At 39.3% G+C, this 20,250-nt stretch carries 21 protein-coding genes, 1 tRNA gene and 2 rRNA genes (1 of these 24 cut by a window edge); 14 read left to right on the forward strand and 10 right to left on the reverse strand.

The window, feature by feature from the left end; genetic code table 11:
• Positions 1–66 precede the first annotated feature (66 nt).
• The 4 genes from BMF77_RS20230 to BMF77_RS20245 all read left to right on the forward strand — a co-directional run bounded on the left by BMF77_RS20230 (position 67) and on the right by BMF77_RS20245 (position 2,009).
• Positions 67–450, forward strand: coding sequence for a hypothetical protein (locus BMF77_RS20230; RefSeq protein WP_148765330.1), 384 nt, complete (start codon positions 67–69; stop codon positions 448–450).
• An 18-nt stretch (positions 451–468) separates the two neighbouring features.
• A complete protein-coding gene (locus BMF77_RS20235) occupies positions 469–969 on the forward strand; it encodes a hypothetical protein (RefSeq protein WP_015081533.1) in 501 nt (166 codons plus the stop codon).
• 116 nt (positions 970–1,085) lie between these two features.
• Positions 1,086–1,865 carry a photosystem II S4 domain protein gene (locus BMF77_RS20240; RefSeq protein WP_148765332.1) on the forward strand — a complete coding sequence of 260 codons (780 nt, stop codon included), beginning with the start codon at positions 1,086–1,088 and terminating at the stop codon, positions 1,863–1,865.
• Positions 1,866–1,935: 70 nt separating this feature from the next.
• Positions 1,936–2,009 (forward strand) — tRNA-Val (locus tag BMF77_RS20245).
• Positions 2,010–2,226: 217 nt separating this feature from the next.
• Here the strand turns inward: BMF77_RS20245 and BMF77_RS20250 are convergent.
• Entirely contained in the window at positions 2,227–3,087 is an 861-nt protein-coding gene (locus tag BMF77_RS20250) for a hypothetical protein (protein WP_148765334.1), read from the reverse strand.
• A gap of 26 nt (positions 3,088–3,113) precedes the next feature.
• On the reverse strand, positions 3,114–3,314 hold the full coding sequence (locus BMF77_RS20255; protein ID WP_246863172.1) for a hypothetical protein: 201 nt from the start codon (positions 3,312–3,314) through the stop codon (positions 3,114–3,116).
• A 572-nt stretch (positions 3,315–3,886) separates the two neighbouring features.
• Between BMF77_RS20255 and BMF77_RS20260 the strand changes: the two genes are divergently transcribed.
• Complete coding sequence (locus BMF77_RS20260; protein ID WP_148765336.1) at positions 3,887–4,513, forward strand: 7-carboxy-7-deazaguanine synthase QueE; 627 nt, start codon at positions 3,887–3,889, stop codon at positions 4,511–4,513.
• On the forward strand, positions 4,510–5,019 hold the full coding sequence (queD, locus tag BMF77_RS20265; RefSeq protein ID WP_148765338.1) for a 6-carboxytetrahydropterin synthase QueD: 510 nt from the start codon (positions 4,510–4,512) through the stop codon (positions 5,017–5,019). The genes BMF77_RS20260 and queD overlap by 4 nt, the downstream gene beginning before the upstream one ends.
• Here queD and BMF77_RS20270 read toward each other — a convergent pair.
• Positions 4,958–6,238, reverse strand: a complete 1,281-nt coding sequence (locus BMF77_RS20270) for an RNA-guided endonuclease InsQ/TnpB family protein (protein WP_371415566.1) — start codon at positions 6,236–6,238, stop codon at positions 4,958–4,960. The two genes, queD and BMF77_RS20270, sit on opposite strands and share 62 nt — an antisense overlap.
• A gap of 88 nt (positions 6,239–6,326) precedes the next feature.
• Between BMF77_RS20270 and tnpA the strand changes: the two genes are divergently transcribed.
• The gene (gene tnpA, locus BMF77_RS20275) at positions 6,327–6,737 is read left to right on the forward strand and encodes an IS200/IS605 family transposase (RefSeq protein ID WP_148767117.1); all 411 of its coding nucleotides are present in this window, start codon (positions 6,327–6,329) and stop codon (positions 6,735–6,737) included.
• A gap of 110 nt (positions 6,738–6,847) precedes the next feature.
• On the opposite strand, the gene BMF77_RS20280 is transcribed toward tnpA, so the two are convergent.
• The gene (locus tag BMF77_RS20280) at positions 6,848–8,131 is read right to left on the reverse strand and encodes an ankyrin repeat domain-containing protein (RefSeq protein ID WP_148765342.1); all 1,284 of its coding nucleotides are present in this window, start codon (positions 8,129–8,131) and stop codon (positions 6,848–6,850) included.
• 135 nt (positions 8,132–8,266) lie between these two features.
• Here BMF77_RS20280 and BMF77_RS20285 point away from each other — a divergent pair, with 135 nt between their 5' ends.
• Entirely contained in the window at positions 8,267–8,737 is a 471-nt protein-coding gene (locus BMF77_RS20285) for a DUF4079 domain-containing protein (RefSeq protein WP_148765344.1), read from the forward strand.
• A 103-nt stretch (positions 8,738–8,840) separates the two neighbouring features.
• On the opposite strand, the gene BMF77_RS20290 is transcribed toward BMF77_RS20285, so the two are convergent.
• Entirely contained in the window at positions 8,841–9,458 is a 618-nt protein-coding gene (locus BMF77_RS20290; RefSeq protein ID WP_148765346.1) for a DUF1997 domain-containing protein, read from the reverse strand.
• A 466-nt stretch (positions 9,459–9,924) separates the two neighbouring features.
• Between BMF77_RS20290 and BMF77_RS20295 the strand changes: the two genes are divergently transcribed.
• The gene (locus BMF77_RS20295) at positions 9,925–10,611 is read left to right on the forward strand and encodes a glycoside hydrolase family protein (RefSeq protein WP_148765348.1); all 687 of its coding nucleotides are present in this window, start codon (positions 9,925–9,927) and stop codon (positions 10,609–10,611) included.
• A 1-nt stretch (position 10,612) separates the two neighbouring features.
• Here the strand turns inward: BMF77_RS20295 and BMF77_RS20300 are convergent, their stop codons facing one another.
• On the reverse strand, positions 10,613–11,368 hold the full coding sequence (locus BMF77_RS20300) for an ABC transporter ATP-binding protein (RefSeq protein ID WP_148765351.1): 756 nt from the start codon (positions 11,366–11,368) through the stop codon (positions 10,613–10,615).
• Between the two features lie 92 nt (positions 11,369–11,460).
• Positions 11,461–11,994, reverse strand: a complete 534-nt coding sequence (locus BMF77_RS20305) for a DUF4330 domain-containing protein (RefSeq protein WP_148767119.1) — start codon at positions 11,992–11,994, stop codon at positions 11,461–11,463.
• A gap of 285 nt (positions 11,995–12,279) precedes the next feature.
• Here BMF77_RS20305 and BMF77_RS20310 point away from each other — a divergent pair, with 285 nt between their 5' ends.
• The gene (locus tag BMF77_RS20310) at positions 12,280–13,143 is read left to right on the forward strand and encodes a M48 family metallopeptidase (protein ID WP_148765353.1); all 864 of its coding nucleotides are present in this window, start codon (positions 12,280–12,282) and stop codon (positions 13,141–13,143) included.
• Here the strand turns inward: BMF77_RS20310 and BMF77_RS20315 are convergent, their stop codons facing one another.
• From BMF77_RS20315 to BMF77_RS20325, 3 genes are all read right to left on the reverse strand, one after another.
• On the reverse strand, positions 13,144–13,905 hold the full coding sequence (locus BMF77_RS20315; protein WP_148765355.1) for a metallophosphoesterase family protein: 762 nt from the start codon (positions 13,903–13,905) through the stop codon (positions 13,144–13,146). It abuts the gene before it with no gap.
• Positions 13,906–14,139: 234 nt separating this feature from the next.
• Positions 14,140–14,943: a Tab2/Atab2 family RNA-binding protein gene (locus tag BMF77_RS20320; RefSeq protein WP_148765357.1), complete on the reverse strand. Its 804-nt coding sequence runs from the start codon at positions 14,941–14,943 to the stop codon at positions 14,140–14,142.
• A 47-nt stretch (positions 14,944–14,990) separates the two neighbouring features.
• Positions 14,991–16,268, reverse strand: a complete 1,278-nt coding sequence (locus tag BMF77_RS20325; protein ID WP_148765359.1) for a CCA tRNA nucleotidyltransferase — start codon at positions 16,266–16,268, stop codon at positions 14,991–14,993.
• An 80-nt stretch (positions 16,269–16,348) separates the two neighbouring features.
• Here BMF77_RS20325 and BMF77_RS20330 point away from each other — a divergent pair, with 80 nt between their 5' ends.
• The 4 genes from BMF77_RS20330 to BMF77_RS20345 form a co-directional block, all read left to right on the forward strand.
• Complete coding sequence (locus tag BMF77_RS20330) at positions 16,349–16,597, forward strand: Ycf34 family protein (RefSeq protein ID WP_148765361.1); 249 nt, start codon at positions 16,349–16,351, stop codon at positions 16,595–16,597.
• 131 nt (positions 16,598–16,728) lie between these two features.
• On the forward strand, positions 16,729–17,400 hold the full coding sequence (gene tsaB / locus BMF77_RS20335; protein WP_148765363.1) for a tRNA (adenosine(37)-N6)-threonylcarbamoyltransferase complex dimerization subunit type 1 TsaB: 672 nt from the start codon (positions 16,729–16,731) through the stop codon (positions 17,398–17,400).
• Positions 17,401–17,679: 279 nt separating this feature from the next.
• Positions 17,680–19,168: ribosomal RNA gene (locus BMF77_RS20340) — 16S ribosomal RNA — on the forward strand.
• A 299-nt stretch (positions 19,169–19,467) separates the two neighbouring features.
• A 23S ribosomal RNA gene (locus BMF77_RS20345) occupies positions 19,468–20,250 on the forward strand (it continues 2,049 nt past the right edge of the window).
• Together the 16S and 23S rRNA genes form the textbook arrangement of a ribosomal RNA operon.

The following is a 20,250-nucleotide window of genomic DNA, read 5'->3' on the forward strand; positions in this document are numbered from 1 at the left end:
CAATCCCCAATCCCCAGTCCTCAATGTTGTAAAATAGTTTTCAAACCCCGGTCTAGTCAAAAACTCATGACTAAAGTTACATCACAAGAGATTGCAAAATTTCGTTCTCATTTGGTAGATGATCCTCAAGCAATGGAAGCATTAGACTTGATAGAGGATTGCGATGGAGATTTAGAAGATGCGGTAATGACTCTGGCTATTCGGGCTGGACAAGAACCAGAACAAACTAATTCCGACTGGTTAGATGCTTTAGCCAAAAAATGGCGAGCGGCAATTTGTGAACAAGAATATCGAGAAGACTTGTTAAATGGGTCAATTCAAGGGATGATAGTACATCTAAGGACAATACCGAGTTTTCCCAAAAGTCTGGCTACACCCGTTTTAATTTATATTCTTAAACAAGGTGTGAATAATTTTTGTGAGCCTTTGGATTTGCTAAAGTCACATTAATCCTGAATTTTAAAATTGATGAATTATCTTGTTGCTGTATTATCAGATCGCATCCAAGCCGAAGCCGCTGATTTAGCTTTAGAAAGAGAAGGGATAAATGGCACTATTCTCGGTAGAGGATACAAAAGTGCTGATGAGTTTGGTTTAATTGACCCCAAAGAACAGGCGAAAAAACAAGTAAAATTAATGGCGATTTGGTTAGTACCATTTGGCTTTTTTGCTGGTTTTACCTTCAGTCTCATCACTGGTTTAGATACCTTCGCTTGGGCTGGGGAAATTGGAAATCATGTGGTAGGCGGCATCTTGGGTGCTGGTAGCGGTGCCATGGGTAGTGTGTTTGTAGGTGGTGGCGTGGGTTTATTTGAGGGTGGTGGTGATGCTTTACCCTATCGCAATCGTTTAGATGCAGGTAAGTATTTAATTGTGGTGCAAGGTTCGGAAAATCTGACTCGTCAAGCTACTCGTATTTTACGCCAGTTTGAACCAGAAAATATTCAAGGTTATGCGGAAACTAATTAATTGGTAATTGGTAATTGGTAATTGGTAATTGGTAATTGGGTAATTTTTTTCTTCTTTCTTCCTTCTTCCTCCTGACTCCTGACTCCTGACTCCTGACTCCTGACTCCTAAAAATTCATGCTACCTAGAGAAGAACTTTTAAAAGGTGTTGAAAACCGCGATACTGTTGCCCGTGTAATTGATCAAGCAGATCAAGCTATAAAGACCTGGGAAGTGGTATTTACAGATTTTTTGTCTCCGCCGGAGTTAGCGGAAATTCAACGGGTATTTAGCCGCTTGACGGAGGTGCATTCGGTAGCTTGGGGTGGATATCCACAGGCGGAAAGACAAAGGTTAGCGATCGCTCGTGCTGATTTACCATTAGATCAGTCTCAAGTGGCGATAGTGGCTTTAGATATTGCTGGTAATTTCTTGTTTGATACCGCAAATCACCGAGATTTTTTAGGCGCAATGCTGGGAACAGGAATTGTGCGGGAAAAAACGGGAGATGTAATTGTGTTGGGAGAAAGAGGGGCGCAGGTGATTGTTGTCCCTGAATTAGTAGAATTTTTAGAGATGAGTTTGCAACAGGTGCGTTCTGTGCCGGTGAAAACTCGACGCATTGAGATTAATGAGTTAAAAATCCGTGAACCTAAGAAGAAGGAAATGACGACTGTGGAAGCTTCTTTGCGGTTAGATGCGGTGGCTTCGGCTGGGTTTGGGATGTCCCGCAGTAAGATGGTAGATTTGATTGATTCTAATGATGTGCGTGTCAATTGGAAGGAAGTCACCCAAGCCAGTTCCCACGTTAAATCAGGGGATTTAATCGCTATTCGGGGGAAAGGACGGTTGGAAGTTGGGGAAATTGCGGTGACTAAAAAGGATCGCTATCGGGTGCAGTTGACTAGATATATGTAGGATAAAATTTTGGTTTTAGGGATTGACAGATTATATTTTATATGATAGATTGTTAATCTGTGTTGATTACGGACGGTTAGCTCAGGTGGTTAGAGTACATCGTTGACATCGATGGGGTCGTTGGTTCGAGTCCAATACCGTCCATATTTTTTGTAAAGTGACTAATTATATATCGTCGGTGACAATTTAGTGTCGTTAGGACAAATTTTTGTCGTTTTAATAGTAGTGGCAAATTAATGTCATTGATTGATATATCAGAGCGATATGTCAACGATGTACTCTCTTTCAACCCACCCTGTACTAGGAGGGTTGTTGTTACACTTTTGATTTTAGGTTGGGGTCGGTTAGCATTTTTAACAATTTACGTTGATAGCGTAACTAATTGATTATAAATTAATAAATACTCAATTTTTACAAATGTCTTTGTCATTTCAACAAGAGTAGTTGCTTCTATTTTAGATAAAGTTAGAGGGGAGTGTATACTACCATGACCTGCTAATGGTTGAGTATTTCGATCTTTGTAAATATCTAGAATCCAGCTTAATATTGGCTCAGGTAGGGCTGAGTCATTTTTATATCTCTCGAAAAAACCTCCCAAAGATTGATTTTGTAAATTAGGAATGCCAATTATATCTTTAGCCATGGTTTCAAAAATTGTAGCACTTGAGTGAATCACTAAAGAATAATCTTGTTGAGCTAGTGCATTATCCATTCGACTTACAAGTTGTCTAATATTTGGATGAGTATTTTCTGGTGTTGGCGTTTCGTCGATGTCGCTGATAGATAAAACTCGTGTTAAAATTTTATCATTTTGTTTATCAAATCTAAATGAAGAGTTTTCTTTAATTAATAATTCGTTTATTTCTTCAATCTGAAATAGTTCATCTTCAATTAAGAATCCAAGAAATTCTATAAATTGAATAGTATTAAGAGAACGAATTATTATCTCAAATTCACCATTATGCCAAATATACTCTTGCGGTTCATAAAAAAAACCATCTAAACCTGTTTTTAGAATATAAACAGGTAAGTTACGTAATGCTCTAGATTTATTGATCAAATAATTCTGACGACCCAATTTTATAATATCACCTTCGTCTGGATCTCTAGATATTATTTTTTGTGATAATAATCGTGTTAAATAAATTTTCATTTCAGTTGAAATTACTTCGTATTCGACTTCTTTGATATCACTGGTTGATAAATACTTAGTGTATTTCATAATTGTTTTATAATCCTATAGTTAATCTACGCTGCCAACAATTCCGTAAACGCCAACAAATCATCCACCTCATCATTAGAAAAAAACCTATCAACGGCATTTTTCCCAAACTTAGCCAAAGCCCCCTCATACAAATCAGCCACTTCTAACCTCCGCTTTTGTAAAAACACACTTTGCATAGCCTTTAAAAAATTAACCTGATTCGCATTATACTGGTGTTTGGCAATAAAATTCTCAAACTGACGCTTTACAACATCCTCATAATCAGGTACAGCATCCTTTAGTACATTCTTCTTTGCAGAGTATTACTGTGTTTGTATTTGGCTATACAGTAATAGTTTAGTATGCTTTTTAGCTTTAGCCAGCTAGGGTAATGTAACAAATCATAACCAATAATTGGTGTTTTCTCTTTAATTAGGAGGAGTAATTATAATTTCTATATTTTCTTCATGATTACTCAAAAGTACCAAAAATATTCAAAAAATCATACTTACGAGAGATTTATTCGTAACTAAAGTATTTTTTTACATAAAAAGTGATAATTCCAATACTTCTCTCTAAAATCAAACAATGTATATTATTCACATCTAGCACAGTAGGAAACATCAAGGCAGAAACAAGGTAACGGTAAAAGGTAAATTTACTTCTTTTTACCCTTGTCGTGTCAGAACTTCATCTTGATGTTTCTCTTTTTTTTAATAATTTGTAAATTGTTGTTTTTTTAACCTCTTATTAAGTATTTTTAAATATAAAGCTTTATATGGCAAGCTTATAACTAGATTGGTTATGGATTTTAAAAATGTCGCTGTTAGAAATCAAGTTACCGATTCATGAAACTTTTCAAAGTACAGTTCAGGGAGAAGGATACTGGACTGGTTGCTTAGTAGACTTTATTCGCTTATCAGGTTGTCCAGTCGGTTGTCCCTGGTGCGATACTGGTTATGCTGACCCAGGAGCGAATTTACCACGAGTAGAACGTCCCATAGCTGAACTTCTAGCGGAAATCAAATCTCCCAGAGTGGTAATATCTGGCGGAGAACCATTCATTCACAAGCATTTACCTGACTTAGTTCAAGCTTTATTAGCCGCGGACAAACGAGTTAACATTGAAACATCAGGCTCTTTTTGGCAAGCAGTTTCCCCAGCAGCTTGGATTACTCTATCTCCCAAAGAACATATTAACCCTAAATACTCAGTAAAAAGTCAGTTTTGGAGTCGAGCTAACGAAGTTAAGATAGTCATAGAGACTGGTGGAGAAATTGATTTTTACCAAGAACATCTATCTAATCACCCTAATTTGCTTGTCTACTTACAACCTGAGTGGAACAGTTCGTCGAAATCAATCCCACTGATTTTGCAGATATTACAACAAAAACCTGATTATAAACTATCCTTACAAACACACAAGTATATCGGGGTACAATGACCAATCATCAGTGGCTACTGGCTAAAGAATTCCGCTTTGAAGCAGCACATAAATTACCTTACCATGATGGTAAATGCTCCAGGCTGCATGGACATAGTTGGCGTGGAGTTGTTTATGTAGCTGGTGATACCTTAATAACAAAAGGTGCTAAACAGGGTATGGTAATGGACTATTCAGATATTAAAAAATATCTCAAACCCTTGCTTGAGAATTATTTAGATCACTATTATTTAAATGAATCTATGGGTTTGGAATCACCAACCAGCGAAGCAATTGCTGCTTGGATTTATGAAAAATTAGAACAAGCAGGATTAGCGGGATTAACAGCAGTGAGAATTGATGAAACTTGCACTTCTATCTGTTTGTATTCCAAAACCCGCATATCTGGTTGGTTGAATTCTGGTGAAAGTTTGAATTTACTGCAATCTCGTCAAAATGATGATGTTAAGATTCCCCGGTCTGAAGACGCGGGGATTTCTGAAGAGTCCACAAAAGAACTTTCTTAGGCGCACTTAAAGCGCCTCTACCTACTCCACTTAAGTCAAACTTAAATATCGCAGCTACTTTTTTGATTATGTTAACTGCGCCGTTGCAGTCTGCATTTATTTTGATTCCAGTTGAGGTTCTAAATTGACCTCTAGTAATCCTAATTCCGCTAGATTTCCACCCTTCGGGTTTTGCACCAAATGTAGGTAGAACATCATTATCTAAAAACGATGTTTTTGAGGTATAACTCTCTTCAGTTTCCACAAAAACAATACCCGATTGTTCGCATAATTGGGCTATGCGTCCTTTGAGTTTAGCTGTTGGTATTTGAACAAACTTTTGATTGTTCTTTTTGCCCAGATCAGCACTGTCTTTTTGCCTCTGGTTCCATCCAAAAACAATCGTGCCAATTTTATTGTCTATGCAATGGTTGATGACAATTCTTGCAGCTTTATTAACAGCGTTTCGCATTTGACGGTTACGCTTTTCGGTAATCGCTGCAAGTCGGTTAGACCAAAAACCCTGGGGTTTTCCTTCTTTGATGTTGGCAACTGTTTTGTTATACCATTGGTTCAAAGATTTTAGATGTAATCCGTCGATTATGAAGGATGTTCCCACGTTGGAAACACAAGTTAACCAATTATCGATACCGTGGTCGATGCCAATTACTTTAGACTTGTCAATCTCAATAATCGACTTTTCAGTTTGATAAACAAACTCAGCATAAAATTGACGGTTTCTAGGGAGTATGCGAATTTCTTTCATGTCAGACCATTCCAGATTTGAAGGCATTGGTAAGAAAAATTCAGTTATCCCAAACCATGCTTTGACTTGATTACCTAGTGGAAACCTAATTAAATTATCTACTAATTTTAACCATTTTTTTGGGTACGTGACAGTAAATAAACCTCCGGGTTTTCTATAATTAGGTACTCTCGGTTTTTGGTTTAATTCCCCTTTTTTAGATTTTGCTAGTAATTGTTTAAATGATTTGAAAGCCTCACCAACACTTAAACAAGTTTGTTGCATTGCCGAAGCATAGCCAGCATGAAAATGTTTATTGTTTTTCATTTGAGCGGTTAAATCAAAACCGCTGACTATTTTCCCGGTTTTAAACCAAATTTGTCGTGCATAATAAACAGAACAATTATAAAGGCTATTCGATTCATGACATAGATACTCAATAATAGCTTTTGTTTCATTATCGCTATGAAGTAAAACCTGTTGACAACCAAACACTTGAATTACCTTCCGTGAATTATTGATTCATCTATATTTACTATGTTAGAGTATTGGTTGATATATGTCAATCCTTCAACCAATAGAAATGAGAAAAGATTCAATAGGATATAGACACAATGAGCATTCTGTTGGTTTAGCTACTCTTCATCTAGTTTGGATACCTAAACGGAGAAAGCCTGTATTAAAGGGTGATGTTAAACTAAGATTATCTGAAATTTTAGATTCTGTTGCTCATGATAAAGATTGGATTATTAAAGCCAAAGAAATAGCCTCAGACCACGTTCACTTGCTTATAGAGTATGACGAAAAAACACCTATCTGTGATGTTGTCAAAGCTTTTAAAGGCCGTAGTTCTAAGTTATTGAGAGAAGAGTTCCCCGAATTAAAAAAACTCCCGTCACTCTGGACTAGAAGCTATTTTTATGATACTTCGGGCAAAGTAAGCACTAGTAACGTGATGGCATATATAAACGATCCACACCATGAAAGACATTAATCTTGAAAGCAGATAAATCTGCTCGTGTCGTTTTTCCACCCCGCTCTAAAGAGACGGGTCCACCAAACTCCCGGATCTTTTTCGTGTCAAAATCATCTAAACTGAAATTTTTACTCCCGCGCTCCAGCTTGTTTTAATATTGTCCAAATACTGCGATAATTATTGAATTCTGCAATCATTAAAGCAGTATAACCACCCTGATTTTTTAAATCAACATCCGCTCCAGCTTGTATTAACATTACCACGGCTTGACTATAACCTTCCGCTACAGCCCACATTAAAGCAGTTGCGCCAGCCGAGTTTTGCAAATTCACATTTGCTCCTTGTGCTAATAATAATTGGCATATTTCGGGATAGTTTCCTGCTATGGCTTTGACTAAGGCTGTTTTACCATCATCTGCTAATTTATTAATATCTGCACCATTCTCAAGTAATAGTTTCACAGTTGAGAAATGCCCTTTGGATACTGCTAAGGTAAGAGCAACTTCTCCAAAGTTTTTCTTTTCCATATCTGCCCCCGCGCCCAGTAAAACGGCTACTATTTCACTATATCCCTGGAATGCTGCTATCAATAAAGGTGTATCTCCCAGATGGTTTCTAATTTGCACATCTGCCCCTCGTTGAAGTAATATTTTGACCACATCTACATATTCTTCCACAACCGCAAGATGTAAGGCTGTTTCACCTTCTTTATCTTGATGATTAATTTCCGCACCTGCGTCTAATAAAGCGGTGATAATAGCAGTATTTCCTGTTGCTGCGGCTGCTAATAGTGCTGTTCCATGATCAACATTTTTGATATTGACATCAGCCCCAGATGACAGCAATGCTTGTACTATTTCTAAATAACTTAAATCTGCCGCAATTATTAATCCTGTATCACCTTCTGAATCTTGGCTATTGACAATATTACTATTTTGTGATAGTGCTTTAACAACTGCTGGATGTTTGTGTTTTATTGCCAGTTTTAAGGCGGTATCATTATCTTTGTCGGTAATGCTGATATCAGCACCAGCCGCTAATAAAATTTGCACAATCTCCAGATAACCTTTCAGTGCTGCTATCATTAATGCGGTACTACCATCATCATTGGTAGCATTGACATTTGCCCCTTTAGAGACTAACAATTTAACAACATCTATTTGATTAGCACTAGCAGCCAGCATTAATGCTGTTAAACTATAGGTTTTTCTAGTTAAGTTAATGTTAGCATCGGCATCCAAGAGCGATCGCACAATTTCTGTATAACCCAAATTCGCCGCAAACATCAATGCTGTAGTCCCATTTTCATCGCTAACATCCACTTTAGCACCAGCAGACAGCAGTGCAAATACTCCTTGAATATCACCAGTTTTCACAGCCTTCAGCAACGAGGTATTTTTATTTTCTATCATTGGTTATGTCCTGTTTGGGTAGATGTGACTGATTCCAACTCCAGATTACACTTTGGTAAGATTGAAAAATTTCTACGTAAGAAAAATAAATGTATGCTAAGTTTTATGAAGATTTAATAACCGGAAGTAAAAAATATGGCTTTTGAACTGACTCCAACAATCAGATTCTGGTTGAACTTTGCTCACCCAGTTACTATGTGGGTATTATTAGCACTTTCCTTGTATGCTGCCTATTTAGGATTACAAGTACAGCGTACCAGAAATGCTCAGGGAGAAGAAAAGAAAGAACTAATTAAAGGGCGTTACACCATCAAACACCACCAAATTGGTTCTATTATGTTAGCACTAATGGTAGCCGGTTCCATTGGTGGCATGGCTGTTACCTACATTAATAATGGTAAGTTGTTTGTCGGACCGCATCTATTAGCAGGATTAAGTATGACGGGTTTAATTGCTTTTTCTGCATCCCTATCTCCTTTCATGCAAAAAGGCGCAAATTGGGCGCGGATAACTCATATATTCTTAAATTTTGCTATTTTGGGGCTTTTCATCTGGCAAGCCCTCTCTGGTGTCGAAATTATCCAAAGAATTCTCACGAAAGCGTAGATTGTCAGTTGTTAGTTGTCAGTTGTTAGTTGTTAGTTGTCAGTTGTTAGTTGTTAGTTGTTAGTTCCCTGTTCCCTGTTCCCTGTTCCCTGTTCCCTGTTCCCTATTTCTTCTGTTTCTTTTGAGGAAAAGGTATATCCAAGGATTGATAAAAGTCTTTTTGTACCTTGTGTGTGAGACGATGGGAAACCTGACGGACAATTTGATTAAGGATGCGATCGCCTGTAGACTGAATTAAAGAATAGGGTAATCGCTGAATAAATCTGGGAAACTGCAACTCAACAACCAAATCCAACTCCCATTCCACCCGTGTAACCCCATCTAAATCACCTATCAATTGTGTTGATGATTTGTAATCCACCTCATAACCAGGTGCTTGATAATCAGGTACAGGAATAGTCCGAATGTGGAATTGACGATTTTGGGGGTTTAGCAACTCCAAGCCAATCTTTGGTTCTACTTCGTAACCAAAAGCACCAAATTTACCCACCGCTAGAGCATAACTATTGTCCCCTAGCGGGAGTACCTTCATGGGTTCTGCACAACGGCCAAACCAGGAAGCATGAGTATTAAAATATTCCTCAACCTGCTCCACAGGTGCATACATTTCCATACTATCTTGATAATTGCCATAAAATTTAGTTGGAGTTGGATGATCTTTTTTAAAACCAGTATCATCTGCTACTTTCCAAGATTGATATTCACTATTGTTTGTCACCATAAATTTATTTTTTGTATATTTTGAAGTTTGTCTATATTCATCATTCCCAATTCAGGGAAGTTTTTTCCCATTAAAATCCAATTTTTACGAAAATCTCAACAATTTGCCATTAACTTCACATAAAAAACATGAACTGATTATATAAATCCTGCTAATAGCCTTCACCCCTTGTCTAAAGCCCAGACGTGGCTTCCTGAGTCAGCCACATCTTTAAGGGTTTTCGGCATTTTCGTTATAAAATAAATCAACAAGGCAGATTTATATGTATCTACTTAGCACTCCTAATTGACTAACTAGAAAATATCTAGCTTTTTATGACTTTCTTGATAATCGTCATCCAATAGTTGATATTGTAACTAAATAAGCCAATAGGTGATCATAGCAATATTACTGAAGTTTTTAATTTTTCCGAAAGCAAAGTGTAAGTTTTTGTAATTAGCCAAGAGAAGAAATTGAGAGGAGTTGAATTCTGAAAAGCTTTGAACTTAAAGGTGTAGAAAAACTCATTGCTCCCATAGCCTCACTTTTGGGCTTTGTGTACCTGTTTCAGTGGTATATTTTTGGAGATATACAATTATCTCCCGAACCCGTATTTACTAGAAAACAGCCTCCCCTAGTCATGAAAGGTGGAGATCCTTATATTCGGGCATTAATGCGAACCATATCTGCCAGCGAAGCTAGTGGTAATCGTCCTTATTCTCTCTTGTATGGTGGTGAACAAATTAATGATCTCAGCCATCATCCTCAAAAATGTGTCACCATCATCACAGGACCGAATACAGGTAATTGTTCCACAGCCGCAGGTAGATATCAAATTATTAATACTACGTGGGATCAAATTGCCCCTCGTTATCACCCAAAACCCGCAAAGATGATGCTTTGGACTAATTATAGCTTTGAAGCAGAGTATCAAGATGTAGTAGTTTACCGTTGGTTGAATGATGCAAAAGTTTGGGGTGTAAATATTCCTAAGCTATTACAGCAACAAAAATTAAATGACGTTTTGCGGAAACTTTCTCCCACATGGACAAGTTTGGGGTACGGGATAGAAAATAATTCTGTTAGTAGTTCCTTACCCAAAATTTATCAGCAAATCTTAACAGAAGAATTAAAGCAAAATCCCGAAATCAAAAGGACAAAATCGGAAAATTAGATCAATCTACAAGAATTTTATTCTTCGCTGTTGCTGATACAGGCATAAATACCTTTGATTGAATAGGTTTTAGCACTTGCAACCCATTTAAATTTTGCAAACAATCTAAAGCTGCTTCCCGAATCATTACTTCTTTTTCCTGACTCAGTAGCAGTTGTAAACATTCCCTAATATCTTGTTGTATTACCGTATCAACTCGCTGACGGGTAATCAGTTTATTGAGTTGACGTATGGAACGTAAACGTTTTAAAGGATCTTTTTCCGTGAAATTGTTTAACAATTGATCAAGATAATCTTCCTCTTGATTTCCTTGAACACTGAATATTTGCCACACCAACAAAATTAAAGTTAATAGCGTTCCTATCCCTTGAACAATAGCACCAGCAGCTAACCAATGACTAGGAGCATCAACCCAAATTGCCGAAGCCATATAAGTTATCACAGTCGCAATCCCACCACTAGCAACAGAATAAGCTAACCGACTGTTAGTGCTACTCATTAACTTGCGTATTTCTAGCCAGCGCAATTGCCAATTCCATTTTTGCACTGAGTAAGTAAATACCATGCTCCCAATGCCAACAATAACAGCTAATAGTAATTGCCAACTCCACAGCAGCATAGCCACAATAATTGTTAACAATCCCAGCAAAACACCAGGTTCATAAAAATGTTTAAAAATCTGCTGTTTTTGGCTTGCTGTCTTAATTTCTGAAATTTGATTGATGAATTGTTTCCAAGACGACGAAGCCTGTGCCACAGTATTTACCCACTTAATTACAAAATTATAAATGTATTGTTTTTACTAATTTTGAGGATGAAATCAGGAGAATTTCACCCTTAAATATAATGCTATTTATCCTGTAATCGAATATCAATTACAGACGCATTGAAGTTATAGTTAAAACCTTCCAATTCAAAAGGCATTCCAATTTTCACTTTGCTATTACCAAGAACAGGCCCATCTTTAGTGACTGTAGCTTGTCCTTCTAAAGTCAAGAGAAAATCTGTACTAAAGTTAATTTTTCTAGGATCTGGTAATTCTTTCACAGAACCATCTGGTTGACCAATTGTCAGTGTTCTCTCTAACTGCTCAACCGATTTAATCCCAATTTGACCATAGGGTTGATTACGGATAATCACATTAGTTTTACCACCTTTTGTGAATCCTTCTTTAACTAACTGTTGAGGATTACGAACATTGAGTCCACGTACTACTAAATCTACCTCAATTGGTACTGTTTTTGCACCTATTTGAGCCACAGAACCGGAAGTACCAGGGAAAATAAAGATACCCACTATCACTAGCAAAATTACTAATGCAGCCCCTAAATCTAATAGGTTAATTTTACCGAACAAGCGACCTTTAGAATCTAAAATAGCCATAATCAGGTTTGGATAAGTTGCAGTTAAGTTTTCAGCTAAGTAATTGATTGTACCGTCAAGTTTTTTCAAATGATCCACAATCTTGATCACTGAATCAGAATTGACAGAAACTAGACATTATGGTTATGCGACAGTTTATCATGATTGCAGGAGATTCAGTGTCATAGTAGCAGTAAGTTATTTGAATTGACTATTTGCCCTATCTGGAGTTGAAAATGCAACTTAGTAAACTGAAAATTCGTCCTCTAATTTTAAGTTCTCACACCAATCTCATATAACTCGATTATGATTAACTCGCAAGGAATTTGGACAAATTATCGTTTGTGGCAGCGGCGCTGTTTGTATCCGTTCATTTCTGTAAGCGTTGCTTTAACTGTGTGCCTGAGTACACAATTATCAAGTAAAGCTATAGGTTTTAGCGATCTGATCCGTATAGTCCCACAAGTAACCCAGATATTTAATCTATCTAATATATCCGATCGCCAGGAAGTTGATCTTGGGCAGCAAATAAATCAAGAAATACAGCAAGAAGTCAGAATTTCTCGTAATTCACAACTAAACAGCTATGTTGAACAAATCGGTAGACGTTTAGCAGCTAATAGCACTCGTCCAAATATTCCCTATACTTTTCAAGTAGTCGAAGATCCTGCTGTTAATGCCTTTGCAACTGCCGGTGGTTTTATTTATGTGAATACAGGTTTGTTAAAAACAGCAGACAATGAAGCCGAATTTGCCAGTGTATTAGCTCATGAAATGGGACATATCGAAGGCAAACATTTAATTAAACAAATGCGACAACAAGCTATAGCCAGTGGTGTAGCTACCGTATCCGGTTTAGATAAAAGCAAGGCAGTAGGAATTGGCGTGCAACTCGCCCTTAATCTTCCCCGCAGTCGCCAAGACGAATTTGATGCTGATAAAAGAGGATTAGCAAACATAACCCGCACTGGTTATGCTCAGTCAGCAATGGTTTCTTTTATGAAAAAGCTACAAAGAAGTAGCTCCGTACCTACATTTTTAAGTACACATCCAGGGGCGAGCGATCGCGTAATCTCCCTGCAAAATCAGATTAAAAATCAACCAAGTAGTCAAAATCATGGTTTAGATAATCCGGTATATCAAAACAAAATGAGAGCATTTTTGCCATAATTATGCTCGTTTTCTATGACGGCGGCTACCTGCAAATTCCTGTGGCTGAACAATTGTCATCACCTCTTCCCAAGCCACAGTCCGCACAACCCTACTGAACACATTGGCCTGATAAACCAACTTATTCGTAATATCCAGCCCCGTCAACCAACCACTACGGGGATGATAAGCACCAGTATCAATATCTAACCAGCCCTGGCCCTGTGCCAAATTACCGGGAGCCACACCAGGTAAAGTAAAAGTTATAGTATGACCAACTATAATCAACTTATCTGCAAAATATTGTTTCTCTATCCGATGAAACTCATCCCTAATCCAGCATAATTCTTCCGCCGTCTGTTCTTGGACACTCTTTTCTGGATCAACACCTGCATGAGTTAACCAAAAATCTCCCAAATCTAAATATGTGGGCAAACTCTCAAACCAATCCAGATGTTGTTTAGGAATTGTTGCAGATTGGTAACTAGCAATAGTAGCCTGTCCTCCACTGTATAACCACGTTTGCATATTTGTGGACGAAGTATTCTTACCAGTCATGATATTTAATAACATCTGCTCATGATTACCTAGCAAACAATGGTAATCATTTTCTTTAACAAACTCAACTACTTGGGCGCTTTTTGGACCACGATCAATTAAGTCTCCCAAAAAATATACTTGATCCTCTGATGTAGGCGCTATTTTTGCCAACAGCAACATCAAACATTCATAGTGTCCATGCACATCACCAATAACAACCCTGCGTTGACTAATTTCGCTCATTTGCTTCTAGCTTAAATGAATTAGCTGAATATTTCGACTAAACTTTGATTGGTCTAATTTTCGTTTAAAAGGTCAAGAAAACTTGACTAAGTTATGATTTCTTTAATAATTATGTAGACATTTGGTTAACTTGCCAAGTTCCCATATAAATAATTACCAATACCCAAGACTCATATTATACATGAATTTTCATGTTTAAGTAGGCTTGTCCTCGGTAGCAAAATATAACAAGCATTAGTATTTATTTTCATCTTGCAATAACCATAAACCACTATAAGTCATTCCCGAATCATCTGGTTGCACCAACAAAAAATGCAGTCCCCGACTTAGTTGTTTTCGCTCTTGATATAAGTTTCCAGCAGCAGTAACTTCCTCATCTGTAAAAGTCGCCAAAACCCACCTATCTACTAAACCAGCTTCTAATACCAACCCATCAGGCGCACCAGCGATATAGTTTAATGATACAGGATTATTTTCCTTTAACCACTGCGCCAACCGCATAGATTTTCGTCCACCGTAAATCACTACACCAGGGATAGGTACTGTTGAAGCTAAACCCAGATTAATTGGTTTGAGAAAATCTGGTATTTGCAAAAAAGGAATTGGTCGTTCTGTAAACTCATCCACAATATCACCAGATGGAATCGTCGCAAACCGCCATTCTTCCCCCCAGAGATTTTCCGGTAATGGTAATGGAGGTAGTTTATCTACAATTACAGGATATTGTTTCGCTGTTAACCACTGTTTTAACGCTAAAGTTCTCCGAGTAGCTTCAACATAAATACCTAGATTATTTCCCGCAGTTGTGATTAAACTTAAAGACTGAGGACGAAATACTTGAATTACATCTGGTAACTTTTCCTGACCAGCTAATTGTAATTGTTGGGCGACCCAAGTAGAATTAGCCTGGGATTGGGGACAACTGGCTGTAAATTCAAAACTGCGAGTTGCATCACAAACTAATAATTCCCATAACGTCTGCCCTTCAGCATTTTGTAGCGGACTACGATAAAAATCAGCCTGCCAAATCAGACTCATTCCCTACTCCATAAAGATTAAATAACTCAAAACCGAATTTAGCAAGTTTACTTTTTAACTAAATTCCTGGCAAATTCTATCGCTGCTTCTACTGTAGAAATTTTCCCCTCAGCTTGAGCAACACCAACCTCCATTAATAATTCACCTATCAATGGTGAAGCGGGAATGTTTAAAGCCATCATCATGTCTTTACCATTGAGTAAAGGAATAGGATGAGCAACTGCATCGTTTTTGTCAAGATAACGCTTGATTAAAGGTTCATAAGTAACAAACATACTTTCTTCAAACATTCCCTTAGCTACAATATCATTTGCTAAAGCTAATACCAAGACAGCCGGAAATAAAATTCCCATTTCCCGAAACAGAAAATACTGTTTTCGCAAAGGCATCTTTACCGCTTTTATTTCCGAAAATAGTCTTAATCCCGTTGTCACAGCCCGAATTTCTGCCCGACTATAGGTAAGTTCCTGTAATTCGATTTCGGCAATTTCTGGCTTTGAGTCAACCAGACAAGCAAGTTTAGCAGTAGCTAACCAAGAAGTTTTCACAGTCTCCCGTACATAATTTGCTAATTCTTCTCCTAGTTGTTGCCAATTTTCACTAATTAAAGTATAAGCTTGATCAACAGCAGTTAACTTAATAAAACTTTCCTCAGTCGCGTTTTTAAAGAAACTAGTCAAAACACCATCTTTCCAAGCAGCATTTAGCCAAAATGTCCCTTGAGAATTTGCCAACAAATAACCAATTTCTACCCGTACTCGTTCCGCTGCCACTTGATTAATACTTTTTGCTAAACTGCGAATTGTCTCTTGAGTAGCTGGTTCAATAGTAAAACCAAGTTGGGCAGCTTGACGATAAGCCCGCATTAACCGCAAAGGATCGTTTTGCAGATTTACAGGTGATATCATCCGTAATAGACCAGATTCTATATCCTTATAGCCTTCCAGCGGATCAATAATTTCTTGAGTATGGGGATTATAAGCGATCGCATTAATAGTAAAATCCCTTCTATGCAAATCCGTAATTAAACTTTCCCCCTCCTGTTGAGCAAAATCAGCCGTAGCATGAGGAAACACCACACGGGCAATTTGTCTTTCGGCATCAAGTAACACAAAACCAGCTTGATAACGTTGAGCAATCTTTCTCGCTACCTTCACCGCATCCGCTGGGATAATAAAATCTAAATCCACATATTCCCGAACCCTACCCAAAATCGCATCACGCACCGCACCACCCACCATATAAACAGGTTGTGGCAAATATTCCAGACTACAAGGCCAATTTTTGGCAGCGAGACGAGAAACAACTAATTCATCTATGATCATAAAAATCAACCTAGTAACCAATGCCGATTATTTTGCATTAAGCTACATTAACTATAAAGCTTCCCAAAGTTGGTTCTATTATGTGTATTTGCGTGAATTGCCACTATGTAGACCGCTGCGTCACCTACAACGCCGTAGAAACCCAGCACCAACAGCCACACCTGACAGAAACACCGGATTTTGATCCCAACGAACCTGCCATCAACGTCAATATTCGCACACAAGGCGAAATCATTGAAATGGAATGGGACGTTGTCGGTTGTCTCAGCTTCAAATCAGAAATAGGTAAATGGTCCAAATTACGTCCAGGTGAATTAGTCCCGACATAACTGAGAGTAGTTTCTGAAATGTTGCTGAATATTCACACTCGAAATCAGCAACACCAATTTTTATTCATGTTTTCCCCTCCAATCCTTAATTTTGCTGTATTATTTATCAGAAAAATATATTTGCATTTACTTTGACAAACATAATTAAACACCTCTCATCGAATAAATATGCTTTAGCATTGCATACCACCACACCAGAACTCGGTTTAGCAATTAGCAACTTTACAGATTATCCCCAATCTCAAGTTTGGAACTTAGGACGTGACTTATCCAGTCATATCCATAAATACCTAATTGAAGTGATTAAACCACGAACCTGGGCAGACCTAGAATTTATCGCCGTAGCCCAAGGTCCTGGTGGTTTTACAGGAACTCGCATTGGAGTTGTCACTGCGCGCACACTAGCACAACAGCTAAACATTCCAGTATTTACAGTTTCCACCCTAGCCGCATTAGCTTGGCAAGCCCATAAAGCCCAAAAAAATTGCCAACAGCCAATAATTGCCGTAGAAATGCCAGCACAGAGGGGACAAGTTTTTGGTGCTGTTTATCAAACCAACCCTGATAATTCTGGCATTACTGCTCTATTACCAGATACAGTATTCACCCCAACCGCATGGCAAGAAACCCTAGCAGTCCAATCTTCTGAGCATACAAGTTATCAATTAATTTCCGCCACATCCCAGTTAGCAGCCACCGTTAACAGTATTTTGGAATTAGCATATTTAGATTGGCAGCACGGAAAAAATCCCCATTGGTCTGAGGCTCTTCCTTATTATGGACAACATCCTGTAGATATTTGATGATTATCGAAATCCTCCTAATCCTTACCAAATAAAGCTTATAGCTCAAAATAAGCATTAAATTTCCCCTCCCCAAAAAATATTTTCCCAACCCCCTTGACAAGAAAAGAAAGGATTGCTATATTAGTTAAGTGCCGAAGAGAGAAACAACTCACGGTAACTGAACCGAGAAAAAATAATACTTTGAAAGAATAGATTAAACCAATCCTCGTCGTGAAGATAATTTAAAGAGGATTCGAGATTTTAACTAATTTCGGAGCCGACAAACTCGAAAGAAACAAAATGGAGAGTTTGATCCTGGCTCAGGATGAACGCTGGCGGTATGCTTAACACATGCAAGTCGAACGGAATCTTTCGGGATTTAGTGGCGGACGGGTGAGTAACGCGTAAGAATCTACCTTCAGGTTGGGGACAACCACTGGAAACGGTGGCTAATACCGAATGTGCCGAGAGGTGAAAGGCTTGCTGCCTGAAGAAGAGCTTGCGTCTGATTAGCTAGTTGGTGTGGTAAAGGCGCACCAAGGCGACGATCAGTAGCTGGTCTGAGAGGATGATCAGCCACACTGGGACTGAGACACGGCCCAGACTCCTACGGGAGGCAGCAGTGGGGAATTTTCCGCAATGGGCGAAAGCCTGACGGAGCAATACCGCGTGAGGGAGGAAGGCTCTTGGGTTGTAAACCTCTTTTCTCAGGGAAGAAAAAAATGACGGTACCTGAGGAATAAGCATCGGCTAACTCCGTGCCAGCAGCCGCGGTAATACGGAGGATGCAAGCGTTATCCGGAATGATTGGGCGTAAAGGGTCCGCAGGTGGCATTGTTTGTCTGCTGTTAAAGAGTCTGGCTCAACCAGATCAAAGCAGTGGAAACTACAAAGCTAGAGTATGGTCGGGGCAGAGGGAATTCCTGGTGTAGCGGTGAAATGCGTAGATATCAGGAAGAACACCGGTGGCGAAGGCGCTCTGCTAGGCCAAAACTGACACTGAGGGACGAAAGCTAGGGGAGCGAATGGGATTAGATACCCCAGTAGTCCTAGCCGTAAACGATGGATACTAGGCGTAGCTCGTATCGACCCGAGCTGTGCCGTAGCTAACGCGTTAAGTATCCCGCCTGGGGAGTACGCAGGCAACTGTGAAACTCAAAGGAATTGACGGGGGCCCGCACAAGCGGTGGAGTATGTGGTTTAATTCGATGCAACGCGAAGAACCTTACCAAGACTTGACATGTCACGAATTCTGTTGAAAGATAGAAGTGCCTTAGGGAGCGTGAACACAGGTGGTGCATGGCTGTCGTCAGCTCGTGTCGTGAGATGTTGGGTTAAGTCCCGCAACGAGCGCAACCCTCGTTTTTAGTTGCCAGCATTAAGTTGGGCACTCTAGAGAGACTGCCGGTGACAAACCGGAGGAAGGTGGGGATGACGTCAAGTCAGCATGCCCCTTACGTCTTGGGCTACACACGTACTACAATGCTCCGGACAAAGGGCAGCTACACAGCGATGTGATGCGAATCTCATAAACCGGAGCTCAGTTCAGATCGAAGGCTGCAACTCGCCTTCGTGAAGGAGGAATCGCTAGTAATTGCAGGTCAGCATACTGCAGTGAATTCGTTCCCGGGCCTTGTACACACCGCCCGTCACACCATGGAAGTTGGTCACGCCCGAAGTCGTTACCCCAACCTTTTGGAGGGGGATGCCTAAGGTAGGACTGATGACTGGGGTGAAGTCGTAACAAGGTAGCCGTACCGGAAGGTGTGGCTGGATCACCTCCTTTTAGGGAGACCTAATCCATTTAGAATTTCGAGAGCAATGAAAATTGCTAATAGAGCCTAAATTGGTCTAACCTAGGTCGGTCGAGATTGGGATAAATCTTTCAAAGTATTATTTGCCTTAGTTCAAATTCACAAATTGAATTTTGAATTTTTACTGAATCAAAGTCAGCACCTAACAATGATAGTTAGACTGCTGGGTTAAATTCCAGCCAGAACCTTGAAAACTGCATAAGAGAACGAGAATTAGCAGCGCAGACACAGACATGAAAGTGTTTCGTGAAAGCATTCAAAAAAGAAATGTGGTCAAGTTAATAAGGGCTAATGGTGGATACCTAGGCACACAGAGGCGATGAAGGACGTGGTTACCGACGAAATGTTCCGGGGAGTTGGAAGCAAACTTTGAGCCGGAAATGTCCGAATGGGGCAACCCTATGTACTACCTGTTGAATATATAGACAGGAAAGAGCCAACCCAGCGAACTGAAACATCTTAGTAGCTGGAGGAAGAGAAATCAAACTAGAGATTCCCTCAGTAGTGGTGAGCGAAAGGGGAAGAGCCTAAACCAGAGGATTTATCTTCTGGGGTCGTGGGACAGCGATATCGAATCTAGAGATTAGACGAAACAGCTAAATACTGTACCAGAGGGGGTGAAAGTCCCGTAGTTGAAAGTCAAAGGATAGTAGCTGAATCCCGAGTAGCATGGATCACGAGGAATTCCATGTGAATCAGCGAGGACCACCTCGTAAGGCTAAATACTACTGTGTGACCGATAGTGAACAAGTACCGCGAGGGAAAGGTGAAAAGAACCCCGGAAGGGGAGTGAAATAGAACATGAAACCATAAGCTTACAAGCAGTGGGAGTCCGATTTAACGGATGACCGCGTGCCTGTTGAAGAATGAGCCGGCGACTTATAGGCACTGGTAGGTTAAAGCGAGAATGCTGGAGCCAAAGGGAAACCGAGTCTGAACAGGGCGATAAATCAGTGTTTATAGACCCGAACCCTGGTGATCTAACCATGTCCAGGATGAAGCTTGGGTAACACCAAGTGGAGGTCCGAACCGACTGATGTTGAAAAATCAGCGG

The sequence above is a fragment of the Dolichospermum sp. UHCC 0315A genome (assembly GCF_008121535.1).
In the GTDB taxonomy this organism is placed as follows: Bacteria; Cyanobacteriota; Cyanobacteriia; order Cyanobacteriales; family Nostocaceae; genus Dolichospermum; species Dolichospermum lemmermannii.